This window comes from Pseudomonas sp. 13B_2.1_Bac1 (genome assembly GCF_025466155.1).
Lineage (GTDB): Bacteria > Pseudomonadota > Gammaproteobacteria > Pseudomonadales > Pseudomonadaceae > Aquipseudomonas > Aquipseudomonas aylmerensis.
Genome location: NZ_JANLOH010000036.1, coordinates 145,558 through 159,693, shown reverse-complemented (window position 1 = coordinate 159,693; position 14,136 = coordinate 145,558). Strand labels below are relative to the sequence as shown.

Below are 14,136 nucleotides of genomic sequence, written 5' to 3'. Positions count from 1 at the left end.
ACCCATCTTTATTTCGGATAGGTAATGACTTTACCCCATCTGCCAGGCGTCTAGAATGCCAGCACTGTAGAAGCCGGACTCCTACACATCAGAACTCATCTCCGAGGAATACCCCCATGAATGCCGCCTACCTCTACCTGGCTATTGCCATCTGCTCGGAAGTGATCGCGACCGTCTCCATGAAAGCCGTCAAGGGTTGGAGCACCCCCCTGCCGCTGGCACTGGTGATCGTCGGCTACGGCATCGCATTCTGGATGCTGACCCTGGTGGTGCGCACCGTACCGGTAGGCGTGGCTTATGCGGTGTGGGCAGGCATGGGCATCGTGATGGTCAGTGTCGCGGCGCTGTTTATCTACGGGCAGAAGCTCGACGTTCCAGCCATGCTGGGGATGGGCCTGATTGTGCTGGGCGTGGTGGTGATTCAGCTGTTCTCGAAAACCGCCGGGCACTGACACCCATCATCGCCGCATTTCGATCCCTGTATACTGCGCCTCTTGTCTTGAACACTGAGGTCGCCCATGCCATCCGTTATTTCCACCGACGTGCTGATTGTCGGCGCCGGAGTTGCCGGCCTCTGGCTGAATGCGCGCCTGCGCCGCCAGGGGTTTTCCACGGTGCTGGTGGAAAGCGCCACCTTGGGTGGCGGACAAAGCGTGAAGTCCCAGGGAATCATCCACGGCGGGGCTAAATACGCCCTGCACGGCGCCCTCACCGGCGCCTCCGAAGCGATTGCCGATATGCCGCGCCGCTGGCGCGAGGCCTTGGCCGGCAGCGGTGAGCTGGACCTGTCCGGCGTGCGCCTGCTGTCCGAAGCGCATTATCTGTGGTCCCCCGGCACGATCGCCGGCAACCTCACCAGCTTCTTCGCCAGCAAGGCCGTGCGCGGCCGTGTCGACCAGGTCAAGGGTGATGAGCTGCCGCCGGCCCTGCAGGACCGCCGCTTCAAGGGCAAGGTCTATCGCCTGGCCGAGCTGGTCATCGACGTCCCGAGCCTGATCGAACGCCTGGCGCAACTGGCCGGTGACGGCTTGCTCGCCGGGCAACACATCGAGCCACTGCTGGAAGGCGACACCCTGGTGGGCCTGAAGGTCGATGGCCGCGAGATCCGCGCCCAGCGCATCGTGCTGAGCGCAGGCAAAGGCACCGCCGACCTGCTGGCCGCCCTCGGCCTGAGCCAACCGGCCATGCAGACACGTCCACTGCACATGATCATCGCCAAAGGCCCCGGCTTGAAGCCGCTGTATGCCCACTGCCTGGGCGGCGGCACCAAGCCGCGCATCACCGTCACCACTCACCCCGCTGCCGACGGCAACTGGGTGTGGTACATGGGCGGCGATATTGCCGAAGCCGATGGAGTGGCGCGCACACCTGAAGAGCAGATCTCCACTGCGCAAAAAGAACTCGCGCAATTGCTGCCATGGATCGACATGCGCCAGACCCGCTGGGCGACCCTCCGTGTCGACCGTGCCGAGCCGCTGCAATCAGGCCTGACACGCCCCGACAATGCCTTCGTCGCCGAACAGGGCCGCCTGCTGGTGGGCTGGCCGACCAAGCTGGCGCTGGCGCCGGACTTCGCCGATCGGGTGATCAACAGCCTCGAACGCGACGGCATCCACCCAAGCGCCTCCGAACCCCTGCCTGAGCTGCCTAAACCCGCCATCGGCGTACCCGCCTGGGAGCAACTGTTGCCATGAGCCTGCCGACCCTGCACGACCTCCATCGCCCTCTCGGCAGCACCGGCCTGTTGGTTTCGCCACTGGGCCTGGGCACCGTCAAGCTCGGCCGCGACCAAGGGGTGAAGTACCCCAGCGGGTTCACGATTCCCGATGATGACGCTGCGCGGATGCTGCTGCGCCAGGCCCGCCAGCTGGGCATCAACCTCATCGATACCGCGCCGGCCTACGGGCGCAGCGAAGAACGCCTGGGGCCGCTGCTGCGCGGCCAGCGCAAGGACTGGGTGATCGTCAGCAAAGTCGGTGAAGAGTTTGCCGAGGGCGTGTCCCATCACGACTTCAGCGCCGCCCATACGCGGATGTCGATCGAGCGCAGCTTGAAAAGACTTGAAACGGATTTTATCGACCTGGTGCTGGTGCATTCCGACGGCAATGACCTGCATATCCTCAATGACTGCGAGGTCTACCAGACCCTGGCGGCGTTGAAAAAAGAAGGCAAGATCCGCGGATTCGGGTTCTCCGGCAAAACCGTCGAGGGCGGCGTAAAGGCTCTGGAACAAGGTGATTGCGCGATGGTCACCTACAATCTGAACGAACAGGCCGAGAAAGCCGTCATTGATTATGCGGCGGCCCATGGCAAAGGCATCCTGGTGAAAAAAGCCCTGGCCAGCGGCCACGTGTGCCTGGAACCTGGAGTGGATCCAATTCGGGCGAGTTTCACGTTGTTGTTTGCGCAAACGGGCGTCGCCAGTGCTATTGTCGGGACCATCAATCCGCTGCACCTGGCCCATAACGTGGCGACCGCTGCCCAAGTCATTCGTCAACTCTGATGCCGCCGACGCGGCCGACCCCGTCGCAAGAAGGAGCCGACATGCCGCGAACGCTCATAAGAAAAAACCCCAGCAACTTCAAAACACTGCCGCTGCACGTCGAAGCCACACCCGAAGGCCTGAGCTACCAGAGCGTGGGCATGCCGCTCAACTTTGCCCAGACCCTGCAACGCCGCAAGCCGGTAGACGTTCCGGACGCCGAGCGTTTCGCCCTTGAGCTGGCCAACCTCGGCGTGTCGGTGCGCCTGACCCTGCACTGGCAAAACAAGGATTACTGGGTGCTGGTGCGCCAGCGCCGCCAGGACCGGGGCGACGTCGTGCTCAAGCTGATCTCCGGCTATGTCCCCGCCCATGAACTGAACCTGCCGCTGCACACCGCCATCCAGGAAATTGCCGAAGAGTGCCTGCTGGAAACACCCGAAGGCTGGCTCAGCGGGCGCTTCAACGACACCTGGCTGCCGGCGCCCTACTCTGCCGCGCTGCATTATCGCGAGGCGCTGCCGTTTCGCTTGAGCCCCCTGTCCGGCGCCGCGCGCCCGGTGCGGTGTGCGACAACCCAACTGATCGAGCGCCCACGGGCCTATGTGCACTTGCCGACCGCGTCGCTGCAGTTGATTTACGACTTGCGCCTGGAAGTGCCCAAAGAAGCCAAGTCCCTGAGCCTGTTCCATGTGGATGAGCGCCTCGAAGGCGACCAGTTGGTGGCACGCCTGGACCGCCAGCGCCCGGATTTGTACCTGATGCCTTTAAAGGACGGCCAGCCGCTCGCCGAGCTGTACACCGTCAAGAAAGATCAGCTGTACCCCGCCAGCACCCGTGGTTTGTACCTGGCCGAAAGCTTCGCCCAGCAGGAAGGCTGGCTGGTGCGCGAGGAGCGGATTCGCTGGAAGGATTGGCTCAGGCAGCAGGGCCTGGCGGAGCCGGAGAAGGAGTCGAAATTGAAGCGCCTGGCACGGCGCGTGCTGCGCAAGATCGTGCCAAAGAAAAAAGCCAAGGGTTAACGCAAACCCAATGCAGGCGCCGGCTTGCCTGCGATGGCATCACCTCGGTGCACATGATGTCCCCAGGCGCCTGCATCGCCGAAAAGCCGGCGTCCACATTGATTGCATTCAGCCGTGGAGCAAGCGCTCCAACCCAACCTTCAACGGGGTCGGCTCGGGCAGTTTGAAACTGGCCAGCAAACGCTGGTTATTTGCCCGCGAGTGCCGAATGTCGCCTGATCGCGCCGGTCCGTAAGTCACGACGGGCAGCTTGCCCACCGCTTCTTCCAGCGCCTGCAGCACTTGCTTGAGGGTGGTGGTGCGATTCCAGCCCACGTTGATCGCACCCAAGGGCGCGTCCGGGGCTTCGATGGCCTGCACCAGCACGTCCACCAGGTCTCCCACGTACATGAAATCTCGGGTTTGCTCACCGTCGCCGAACACGGCAATCGGCAAGCCCTGCTGGACACGCTCGCTGAAGATACTGATGACGCCGGAATACGGCGACGATGGGTCCTGGCGCGGCCCGAAGATATTGAAGAAGCGAAAAATCACCGGCTCCAGGCCATGCTGGCGACGGTAGAAATCAAAGTAATGCTCGCCGGCCAGCTTGTCGGACGCGTAGGGCGTCAACGGCGCCTTGGTGGTCTCTTCGTCGATCGAAGCACCCTCGCCGTTGTTGCCATACACCGCCGCGCTGGAAGCGAAGACCACACGCTTCACGCCCGCCTGGCGCATCGCTTCGCAGACATTCAGGCTGCCGACAAAGTTGCTCTGGTGCGTGCTGACCGGGTCATCCACCGAAGCCTGCACCGACGCTACCGCGGCCAGGTGCACCACCGCCGTGGTGCCGATGGCGGCACGCGCCACCAGCGCAGCATCGGCGACGTCGCCTTCCAGCAGCTCGACGCGCGGGTTGTCCAGCGGCAGGTTGCTGCGCTTGCCGGTGGACAGGTCATCCAGCACCCGCACTGCATAACCCTTGGCAAGCAGCGCATCGACCAGATGCGAGCCAATGAAACCGGCGCCGCCGGTGATCAGGACCCGCTTATCAGCGTTACTCATTGTTGCGGATCTTCTCGACAATCGCCGTGGTCGAGCTGTTCTCGACCAAGCCAAGCACTTTGACCTTGCCGCCGTAGGCGCTGACGATATCGGCGCCCACAACCTGGCCGACGGAGTAATCGCCGCCCTTGACCAGCACGTCCGGCTTGACCTGGGCCAGCAGGTTTTCCGGGGTGCCTTCAGGGAAGCTGATCACCCAGTCCACCGCGCCCAGGCCGGCCAATACCGCCATGCGCCGGTCGACACTGTTGATCGGGCGGCCCGGGCCCTTGAGGCGGCTGACCGACGCGTCATCGTTGACCGCGACAATCAGGCGATCACCCTGGGCGCGAGCCTGCTCCAGGTAGGTCACATGGCCAGCGTGGAGGATGTCGAAGCAACCGTTGGTGAACACAATGCTTTCGTTGTGGGCGCGTGCATCGTCAATCGCCAGCAGCAATTGCTCGATGGTCAGCACGCCACGTTCGGAGCCTTCGGAACGCTGGATCGCGCGGCGCAGCTCGGGCGCGCTGATGGCAGCCGTACCCAGCTTGCCGACCACGATGCCCGCCGCCAGGTTGGCAAGTGCCACCGCGTGGGGCAGCTCTTCGCCGGCGGCGATGGAGGCGGCCAGGGTGGAAATCACGGTGTCACCGGCGCCGGTGACGTCGAACACTTCACGGGCCCGCGCCGGCAGGTGCATCGCCGGGTGGCCAGGACGCAGCAAGGTCATGCCGTGCTCGCCACGGGTCACCAGCAAGGCGCCGAGGTCGAGATCAGCCATCAGCGCCGCGCCCTTGGTCACGAGGTCGTGCTCATCGACGCAACCGCCAACGATGGCTTCGAACTCGCTGAGGTTCGGCGTGATCAGGCTGGCTCCGCGATAAATCGAGAAGTCCTTGCCCTTGGGATCAGCCAGTACCGGGATATTGCGCGCCTTGGCGGCCTGGATCAGCATCTGGTGGTTCTTCAACGCACCTTTGCCGTAGTCGGACAACACCAGCACCTTGATGCCTTCGAGCAACTCGTCGACCTGGCCACTCAAGGCCAGGGCGTCGGTGGCGAAGGGTTCTTCGAAATCGATACGCAGCAATTGCTGGTGCCGGCTCATGACCCGCAGCTTGACGATGGTCGGCTGGTGGGCAATGCGCTGGAACTGCGCACGCACGCCGGCACCACGCAGGCTGTTGGCCAGGCTGTCGGCGGCTTCGTCGTCGCCGGTCACACCCACCAGGGAGGCCGGGGCGCCGAGCGCGGCAATGTTAAGGGCAACGTTGGCAGCGCCACCCGGGCGGTCTTCGATTTGCTCGACCTTGACTACCGGTACCGGCGCCTCAGGGGAAATCCGTGAGGTACCGCCATGCCAGTAACGGTCGAGCATGACATCGCCGACCACCAAGACAGGGGCTTGATCGAATCGCGGCATGGACAACTTCATGGAGCAACCCACATACAAAATGAACAGGGGCGCGATATTAGCACAGGGTGAGCGCCGCCTAGTTCGAGAGCTTTATCGGCAATGCATCATGCGCGAAAACTGATCATTTTTTGAACAAAGCCGCGAGAACCTGCTCCACGGCGTCAGCCAACTCGACCTCATCGGTATTGATTTCGCAGTCGGCGGCACGCGGCGCTTCATAGGGGCTGTCCAGGCCGGTGAACGCCTTGATCCGCCCTTCCAGCGCCGCGCGGTAGAGGCCTTTGGGATCGCGCCGCGCGCACACAGCGAATGGCGTGCTGATATACACCTCAAAAAACTGCCCCGGCCCGAACAGTGCCTTAGCGGCGGCCCGGTCGGCGCTGAACGGCGAAATCGCCGAGACGATCACGATCAACCCCGCATCCACCATCAACCGCGCCACCTCACCGATGCGCCGGATGTTTTCCTTGCGGGCCGCATCACTCATGCCCAGGTCGTTGCACAGGCCAGTGCGCAAATTATCGCCATCGAGCACAAAGGTGTGTCGCCCCTGCTCGTTGAGCTGGACCTCCAAAGCATTCGCCAGGGTCGACTTGCCCGAGCCGGACAACCCGGTCAGCCATACGCAACAAGGCTGCTGGTGCTTGAGCGCCGCCCGTGCGGCCACCGACAGCGACAAGGCAAAGGGGCGGATCGATGCAGAACCATGGGACAGCGACTGGCTATTCATAACCCAGGACCTCGTAATCACGTTGATAGGCGCGCCGGACCAGGCGGCGCGTGCGCAAGGAGCAGAACTCCCTGACCGGCTCGCTGCGCCGCCCGAGTGAAACATTCAGATGGGGCAGCGAGGTCGCCACGCCGAGGTGTTCGCACAGGTGCTGGAAGTCTTGCTCCAGCGACTCCTGACGCCCGAGAAAGTCCATCGCCATTTGCCCCATGTGATCGACCAGGAAGTCGGTCTGGGGCGCGAAATGCAGTTGGCGACGCAGGTTGTCCGGGTGCAGCCAGCCGGCAATGAAATGGTCGAAGTCGCGGTAGCTGGACACCAGCGCCTGGGCCTGCAGATCACGCGCGCCCATGTGATTGCTGCGCAAATAGGTATAGGCCGAGTAGGCGCGCTCCAGCGGGTCACGCACGAAGGCGAACTTGAAACTGCGCTCGCAGTGCTCGGGAAATTGCTGCTGGTACCAGTAATACGGCAAATGCCCCGGCCAGCGCCCATCCAGCAGCGCCGAGCAGACGCTGCTGCCGGCGCATTTGGGCACGTGGATAAACACGCAGTTGTGTCGCTCGAAGGCAGCGGGAAGGACGGTCACCGCCGACAGGGATTTGTTCACTGCCTGGCGATCCACCACCGACAAACGCCCCAGCAGAAACGCCCGCTGGGGCTTGGGAAGCAGTTTCCACAACAGACGTTGCAACATTCCATTACCCACGCAAGAAGGTTAGCCCTCTCGTTCGTCATTCGAATCGAGAAGGCCAACATAACAAACGATAGGCAGCGAATTATTTGGCTTTGGTCAAGCGTGTATGGGGCTTGATACAAAAAACGGGGCGCATTGCGCGCCCCGGTGTGTCAGGTGATGTTCGCCGTCGCCGGCTCGTCCAGGCCCATGGCGTGCAGGCGCGAGTAATAGCCGCCCATGGCCAGCAGTTCGACATGCGTACCACGCTCGACAATTTCACCGTGGTCCATCACCAGAATCAGGTCGGCTTTCTCGATGGTGGACAAGCGGTGCGCGATGACCAGGGTGGTGCGGCCTTTCATGACCTTGTCCAGCGCCGCCTGGATATGGCGCTCCGACTCGGTATCCAGCGCCGATGTCGCTTCATCCAGAATCAGCAACGGGGCGTTTTTCAGCAGGGCCCGAGCGATTGCCAGGCGTTGACGCTGGCCACCGGAAAGCAACACGCCGTTTTCCCCGACTTCGGTGTCCAGGCCTTTTGGCAGCTCGGAGATAAAGTCCATGGCGTAGGCATCCGCCGCTGCTTTTTCAATGTCTTCGCGCGGCGCATCCGCCAGGTCGCCGTAGGCAATGTTATTGGCCACGGTGTCGTTGAACAGCGTCACGTGCTGGGTCACCTGGGCGACATGTCGGCGCAGGTTGCGCAGGCGGTAATCTTCGATCTCCACCTCGTCCAGCAGGATCTCGCCGGTCTCGTGATGGTAGAAGCGCGGGATCAGGCTCGCCAGGGTCGACTTGCCACTGCCCGAGCGCCCCACCAGTGCAATCATCTGCCCCGGCGCGGCACTGAAGCTGATGTTCTTCAGCACTTCGCGATCGGTACCGGGGTACGTGAAGCTCAGGTTGCGCACGTCCAGGCGACCGCTGACACGGTCACGCTCCACGGTACCGCTGTCGACTTCAGGCACTTCATCCAGTTGCTCGAAGATGCTCTCGGCACCTGCCACTCCCTTCTGGATCGTCGAGCTGACTTCCGACAGCTGGCGGATCGGCTTGGGCAGCAGGCCCGCGGCGGTAATGTAGGCCACCAGGTCACCTGCCGTGGCGTCACCGCGCAGCAACAGGACCAGGAACATCAGCGCAGCCATGGCGGTGTAGATCACCAATTGCAGCATCGGCGTATAGACCGCGCCGGTCTTGTTCATGCGCAGTTGCTTGTCGGTGTTGCCCTGGCTGGCGGCGGCAAAGCGGCGCTCCTCGTAGCTTTCGCCACCGAAGCTGCGCACCACGCGGTAGCCCTGGATGGTTTCGGAGGCCACGTGCGTCACGTCGCCCATCGCCACCTGGATCTTCTTGCTCTGCTTGCGGAATTTCTTGCTGGTGCTGCCGACCATGACGGCAATCAGCGGCAGGATCGCCAGCATCACCAGGGTCAGCTTCCAGTTCATCCACAGCAGGTAACCGAACAGGAACACCACCGTCAGGCCTTCGCGGATCACGACTTTGATCGCATCCGTGGCAGCCCCGGTGACCATGGTCACGTTGAAGGTGATACGCGAAATCAGGTGCCCGGAGTTGTGCGTGTCGAAATAACGGTTGGGCAGCACCAGCAGCTTGTTGAACAGCTGGACGCGCAAGTCATGCACCAGCCCCAGGGAAACCTTGGCCAGATAGTAGTTGCCCAGGAACGAGCCGAGGCCTTGCCACGCCGCGATCAGAATGATCAGCAGCGGCACGGCCATCAGCAGCTTCAAGTCCTTGAACAAAGGGATCTTGGGCAGGAACACCACGTCGGGGTTGCTCAGGCCATCCACGAAGTACTTGAGGATCCCGGCGAGCATGGGCTGGGTGGACGCAAAGATCACGAAGCCCACGATACTCAGCAGGAACATGCCCAGGTACGGTTTCACATAGCCCAGCAGCCTGAAATAAATTTTCAGGCTGGATTCCTGGTCCGCTTTGGGCGGTGCGTCACTCATGTGTCGAGCTCACTGATTGGGTAGGACGCGAACTTTATCACAAGCGTCGGGTTTGGCCCGAGCCCAGACCAATACACTGGCCAGCGCAATCGGCAGCCACGAGATGAACCACTCGGCGCGGGGCGTGCCCGTCAGGCTCGCAGCATCGAACTGCATGGCCAGGAACGAAAATACCCACATGCCGATGATGCCCTTGCCGTAGAGCGTGTCGCGGGCCTTCCAGGCTTGCCACAACACGCCGAACCACAGCCCGCACCAGAGCAGCAGGCCCGGCAGGCCCAGCTCGATGGTGACATGCGTGAACAGGTTGTGGGCGTGATCGAAATAGAGATTATCGGCAAAGACCTTGTAGTCCCCACCCAGGCCCAGACCGGTCCACGGATGCTCGCCGATCATGTGCAAAGAGGCCATGAAGATCTGCGGCCGATAGGAAACACCACGGGCCAGCATCAGCGACTCCATGGCGAAGAACACCGCCACCGCTGCCACGACCGCAGCGATAGCAATCACGGTGCTACGTCGGTCACGGCACCAGGCCGGCATGGCGACCACGGTCAGCAACAGCGCCAAAGCCGCGCCACGGCTCTGGCTCAACACCACGAAGAGCCCCAGCAATCCGATGGACAGCACCCACGCCACTTGCATCCAGCGGCCACGCGGCAGCCAGTGCAGCAACCAGATCGCCGCCAGGCCGATCACGTAGGCGCCCAGGATCGGGTGAGCCAATTGCCCCAGCCCTTCGAGGCGGGCAGACCAGGCGTTATGCTCGACCCCATAAAACTTGATGATCGCCACCAGCGACGACACCGCCAGTCCGAAACCGCCCCACTGCATCACGCGAATGATGCGATCGCTCTGACCACAGGCCAGCACCGGGAAAAACAGCAGGAACACGCCGATATACAGCAGGCGCTTGGCCTCGCGCGAAGGGTCCTCGGCATTGGTCCACGTCAGGCTGATCGCGCCCCAGATGGCCAGCGCCGCGATCATCAGGCACATCCAGCGCTGCTCGCGCCAGACCTCCTTGAGATGCTCACGCGCCGACCAGGCGAACACCATGGCCGGCAACCAGAGAAACAGCGTCAATCCTTGTTGGTAAATCTTGTTGGTTGGCGCAAAGGCAATCGCCAGCAGAAACCAAAGCAACCCGAAAATCATCCATACCTGCGCCCAACGACTTGCCTGCATCACCCGCTCCTGAATACGTTCAACCTGCCAAACCGGCATGGTTAAAACCCAAAACTTTCGGCATTATTACCGATCACTGTGCCCGCGACTCCCCACAAGGCTTTCCAACGATGCAATGTTCAAGGCTTGCCCAAGCCGATTTAAACACGATGATTGAAGGCGCCAGAGTCCTGGAGAAGGACAGCTACGGGCCCAAAGTCTACCTGCTGTCTGACGGAAATATCCTTAAACTGTTTCGTCGCAAACGCCTGTTTTCATCCGCACTGTTTCGGCCGTACTCCAAGCGTTTCATCGACAACGTGGCGCAATTGCAGCAGCGCGGCATCCCGACCTTGACCGTGCTGGCGTACTTCCAACTGGCCGCGCCCGGCATGACCGCCGTGCTGTATCGCCCGTTGCCGGGGGAAACACTGCGGCAGATTTCCAATAAAGAAGGTTTTGACTGGCAATCGAATCTCGATCCGCTGGTGGCACTGATCCGCCGCCTGCACGCTGCCGGCATCTACTTCCGCTCCCTGCACCTGGGCAATATCGTAGTGACGCCGGAGAATGAAATGGGGCTTATCGACGTAGCCGACATGCGCTTCTTGCGCGCCCCGCTGAACCCGGAACTCGCGCGACGCAACTTGCAACACTTCGCGCGCTATATTGCACGCGAGAAGCTGAACGATTGCTTTCCAATGCATGCACTGGAGCAAGCGCTGCTAGCGGCATGAGAACAACCGCTGGGAGGTTTCACTGAAGTCTTTCCAGGCTTGCTCGGGCGCCAGCGCCTGCGACTGAGCCTCGACCACCGCCGTGGCAGAGGCCGCGAATGCCCGCGCCATCAGGCCGGCCCAGGCCTCTGCATCTTCCGAAGGTGCATACCAGCCGGCATCTGCCAACTGCTCGCGGAACACCGCCAGCTCGCTGGTCAACACCGGCACACCGGCCATCACAGCCTCTTGCAGGATCAACCCGAGGCCTTCCTGGGTAGAGGGAATAGCCACCCAGTCGAACGCACGGTAAAGCGTCGCCGCGTCAGGCAGATGCCCTGGCAGTGACACTTTGCCCTGCAAGCCAAGCTGCTCGATACGGGCTTCAAGGGCCGGCCGGGCCGGGCCCTCGCCGAGGATCACCAGGCGCGCGCCAGGCTGCGTGGCCGACACGTTGGCAAATGCCTCCAGCAAACAGCCAAAGCCTTTGCCGTCCACCAGCCGGCCTACCGCACCCAATACCGGCGCGTCTTCCAACGGCAAGCCCAGGCGCGACCGCGCCTCTTCCCGGGAAAGCGCGGCAGCGCGGAAAGCAACCGGGTCAAAAGCACTGCGCAACACCGCCACCGGCCGCTGCAGATAGCGCTCAAGCGAGTCCGCCAGGGTTTGCGACACCGCCGCCAGCGTCAATTGCGTGGCCGGGAATTGCTCGAACAGTTGCTGGTCAGCCCGTCGCAGGCGCGTGGCGCCATGAAACACCACGACTGCACGCACCTGCGGCAGACGCTTGAGCACAGGCAACATCACCCGGGCCACGCCGATCCCATCCAGCAGCACCACCTCTACCCCGTCGGGCACGGCCTTCTCAAAGCGCGCGCGCATCCAGGGCATCATGAGCTTCCACACATGCCGCCCTTTGAGCCGGGCGGAGGAAAGCTTCCACTCGCGGGCCGGCTCACCGCCTTCTGCACTGCCTTGAAGCAGCCAGGTGTCAATCGGTGCGCGGCTGAGCGCGTGCGACAGTATCTGTTGATGAACCTTCTGCACTGAGGCAAATGCAGAGCCACCGGCCCACATGATGTTGAGGATACTCATCGAAAAAAAGACCTTCTGCGGCGTAGTGGTGGCTTGTTGCACTTAACTATTGATCAACCAACCGATACCGACACCCAGTATCAGCATGAGAGCCAGCTTGATCCGCTCTCGCCGCTTGCGCTTCGCCTTGGTCAAGCGCTCTCCCGCCGTTGCCACGTGCAAACCGAAACCGGTGTGCAGGACTGCATCGCCCTCGAGGGTAACCGCCGGCAGATTCAATTCTGCATATCGCCTGGACAGCCCCTTCTCGCCTTCGAACCCTGCAAAGGGTGCGCACAACTGGTACTCCTTGAGTCGACGCAGGCCCGGGTTCAGCGAAAACCCTTGCCACTCGGGCTTATCGGACAGCAAGGGATAACACGGTACCCCGCCAATCACTTCACGCGCCCCCAGGTGGATATAGGGGCTGTGCACCTGCAAATCGTAGACATAGTTGCGCAACCAGACTTGAAGAATGTCCGGGCGCTGCTCCAGTACCACCTTGGAATCCTCGACAAACCCAGGTCGATAAAACGCCCAATCATCCTCGCAATGGAATATATAGGGGGTCTTGACCGACGCGTAGGCCAGGTCGATGGATGCCAACTGCCCAAGCTTCGGGCGATTGATCAAGAATGTGCAACGACTGCGCCAATGTTCGGGAATCGCCTGGCGTACGGCTTCGTCACCGGAGTCTTCGGTGATGAAGACTTCGCGGATATCCGCCGTATTGAACAGATCGAAGCTCTCCAGCGTGCGCCTCAACAAATCGAAGCGACCGCAACTGGTCACTACAAGCGTTATGTCGCTTTGATCGGAGAATTGCATTCAAGCCTCGATAGTATCATATAGCCATCATTTGTGGCTATTTGGCCACTTTCAAACGCCCAGCCTCAGACGCAACCTCTCCAGCAAATTCAGCGGCGCACGTGGCCGCAGGGGTGGCTGGAGTGCTTCGACAATGCGCTGGCCGATCCGAGCGAAACTGAACTGACTGACAGCCAGGTCCTGACCGTTGCGCGCAATGTCTGCCGCCAGCTGCGGGTCGGCCCGCAAGACGGCGAGTTTTTCCTGCAACTGCGGGATGTCCTTGTAGAACACCACATTGACCATGTCCTTGAAACCAAGCGCCTGGTTTTCCTCGGCGCCCTGATCAAATGCCAGCAGTACGCAACCACAGGCCATGGCCTCGAAATTCTTGATCATGTACTCGCCCATGCCGACGTCGGCACTGACGAAAAAACGAATGCGGTTGAGGGTCGCGCAGTATTCCTCACCAGATTTGGTGCGCGTCACCACCAAAGGTTCAACCCGCGCCAGTTCATCCAGCAATGCCTTGCGGCCGCTGTAGGCCACACTGTTGGTACTGCCGACAAACGCCAGCTCGATGTCGCGTTCGCGCCCTTGCGCCTGCAACAGCGCCTGATCATAGCCCTTTGGCACAAACACGGCGTCAAAGCCTTCCGCACGCAGGCGCTCAGTGACCATATGCCCGGAACTGATCACCCGCGCCCACGGCAGGCGGCGGTAGTGGGCGCTGAACTTGCCGGTATATTTGCAGGGAATGTAGTTCTGGTAGGCGTCGTGCTCAAGGATCACCAGGTTGGGGATCGTGCGGATAAACCCGGCCTGGCGGATTTCCTGCTTGAAGCGCAGGAAGAACACGATGCGATCGTAACGGGTCACATCGACTTCGCGGCGGAAATAACCACGCAGGTTGCGCTGCTCATCGCTGCTCAGCCAACGGATATCACACTCGCAGTGCTCGGCCACGCCCTCGTAAAGACGGTCGAGGATAGCGCGCTGCTCTTTCTGCACCAGAAACAAAACTTTCATGACTTTCC

The 14,136-nt window shown here is 61.8% G+C and carries 14 protein-coding genes; 5 read left to right on the top strand and 9 right to left on the bottom strand.

Features of this window, described 5'->3' with window-relative positions; translation table 11 throughout:
* Window positions 1–116 precede the first annotated feature (116 nt).
* The 4 genes from NTD80_RS08085 to NTD80_RS08070 all read left to right on the top strand — a co-directional run bounded on the left by NTD80_RS08085 (window position 117) and on the right by NTD80_RS08070 (window position 3,504).
* Window positions 117–452 (top strand): DMT family transporter, encoded by a 336-nt coding sequence (locus tag NTD80_RS08085; RefSeq protein ID WP_065900074.1) that lies wholly within the window; start codon window positions 117–119, stop codon window positions 450–452.
* A 66-nt stretch (window positions 453–518) separates the two neighbouring features.
* Window positions 519–1,694, top strand: coding sequence for an NAD(P)/FAD-dependent oxidoreductase (locus tag NTD80_RS08080; protein ID WP_262133060.1), 1,176 nt, complete (start codon window positions 519–521; stop codon window positions 1,692–1,694).
* Window positions 1,691–2,503, top strand: coding sequence for an aldo/keto reductase (locus NTD80_RS08075; RefSeq protein WP_065900070.1), 813 nt, complete (start codon window positions 1,691–1,693; stop codon window positions 2,501–2,503). Before NTD80_RS08080 ends, NTD80_RS08075 begins: the two co-directional genes overlap by 4 nt.
* A gap of 41 nt (window positions 2,504–2,544) precedes the next feature.
* Window positions 2,545–3,504, top strand: a complete 960-nt coding sequence (locus tag NTD80_RS08070) for a metal ABC transporter ATPase (RefSeq protein ID WP_065900069.1) — start codon at window positions 2,545–2,547, stop codon at window positions 3,502–3,504.
* 108 nt (window positions 3,505–3,612) lie between these two features.
* Here the strand turns inward: NTD80_RS08070 and NTD80_RS08065 are convergent, their stop codons facing one another.
* From NTD80_RS08065 to NTD80_RS08040, 6 genes are all read right to left on the bottom strand, one after another.
* Complete coding sequence (locus tag NTD80_RS08065; protein WP_262133059.1) at window positions 3,613–4,548, bottom strand: NAD-dependent epimerase/dehydratase family protein; 936 nt, start codon at window positions 4,546–4,548, stop codon at window positions 3,613–3,615.
* Entirely contained in the window at window positions 4,541–5,965 is a 1,425-nt protein-coding gene (gene hldE, locus NTD80_RS08060; RefSeq protein WP_262133057.1) for a bifunctional D-glycero-beta-D-manno-heptose-7-phosphate kinase/D-glycero-beta-D-manno-heptose 1-phosphate adenylyltransferase HldE, read from the bottom strand. Before hldE ends, NTD80_RS08065 begins: the two co-directional genes overlap by 8 nt.
* Before the next feature lie 103 nt (window positions 5,966–6,068).
* Window positions 6,069–6,677, bottom strand: a complete 609-nt coding sequence (gene cysC, locus NTD80_RS08055) for an adenylyl-sulfate kinase (RefSeq protein ID WP_065900065.1) — start codon at window positions 6,675–6,677, stop codon at window positions 6,069–6,071.
* Window positions 6,670–7,374, bottom strand: coding sequence for a sulfotransferase family protein (locus NTD80_RS08050; RefSeq protein ID WP_262133055.1), 705 nt, complete (start codon window positions 7,372–7,374; stop codon window positions 6,670–6,672). Before NTD80_RS08050 ends, cysC begins: the two co-directional genes overlap by 8 nt.
* A gap of 152 nt (window positions 7,375–7,526) precedes the next feature.
* Complete coding sequence (gene msbA, locus NTD80_RS08045) at window positions 7,527–9,335, bottom strand: lipid A export permease/ATP-binding protein MsbA (RefSeq protein WP_065900061.1); 1,809 nt, start codon at window positions 9,333–9,335, stop codon at window positions 7,527–7,529.
* A gap of 9 nt (window positions 9,336–9,344) precedes the next feature.
* The gene (locus NTD80_RS08040; RefSeq protein ID WP_262133054.1) at window positions 9,345–10,523 is read right to left on the bottom strand and encodes an O-antigen ligase family protein; all 1,179 of its coding nucleotides are present in this window, start codon (window positions 10,521–10,523) and stop codon (window positions 9,345–9,347) included.
* A gap of 149 nt (window positions 10,524–10,672) precedes the next feature.
* Between NTD80_RS08040 and NTD80_RS08035 the strand changes: the two genes are divergently transcribed.
* On the top strand, window positions 10,673–11,239 hold the full coding sequence (locus NTD80_RS08035) for a toluene tolerance protein (protein WP_177343918.1): 567 nt from the start codon (window positions 10,673–10,675) through the stop codon (window positions 11,237–11,239).
* On the opposite strand, the gene NTD80_RS08030 is transcribed toward NTD80_RS08035, so the two are convergent.
* The 3 genes from NTD80_RS08030 to NTD80_RS08020 are packed head-to-tail and all read right to left on the bottom strand — an operon-like array spanning window position 11,228 to window position 14,128.
* Window positions 11,228–12,313, bottom strand: a complete 1,086-nt coding sequence (locus NTD80_RS08030) for a glycosyltransferase (protein WP_262133053.1) — start codon at window positions 12,311–12,313, stop codon at window positions 11,228–11,230. The genes NTD80_RS08035 and NTD80_RS08030 overlap by 12 nt on opposite strands.
* A gap of 42 nt (window positions 12,314–12,355) precedes the next feature.
* The gene (locus NTD80_RS08025; RefSeq protein WP_262133052.1) at window positions 12,356–13,120 is read right to left on the bottom strand and encodes a glycosyltransferase family 2 protein; all 765 of its coding nucleotides are present in this window, start codon (window positions 13,118–13,120) and stop codon (window positions 12,356–12,358) included.
* Window positions 13,121–13,171: 51 nt separating this feature from the next.
* Window positions 13,172–14,128 (bottom strand): glycosyltransferase, encoded by a 957-nt coding sequence (locus NTD80_RS08020; RefSeq protein ID WP_262133051.1) that lies wholly within the window; start codon window positions 14,126–14,128, stop codon window positions 13,172–13,174.
* Window positions 14,129–14,136: the final 8 nt, after the last annotated feature.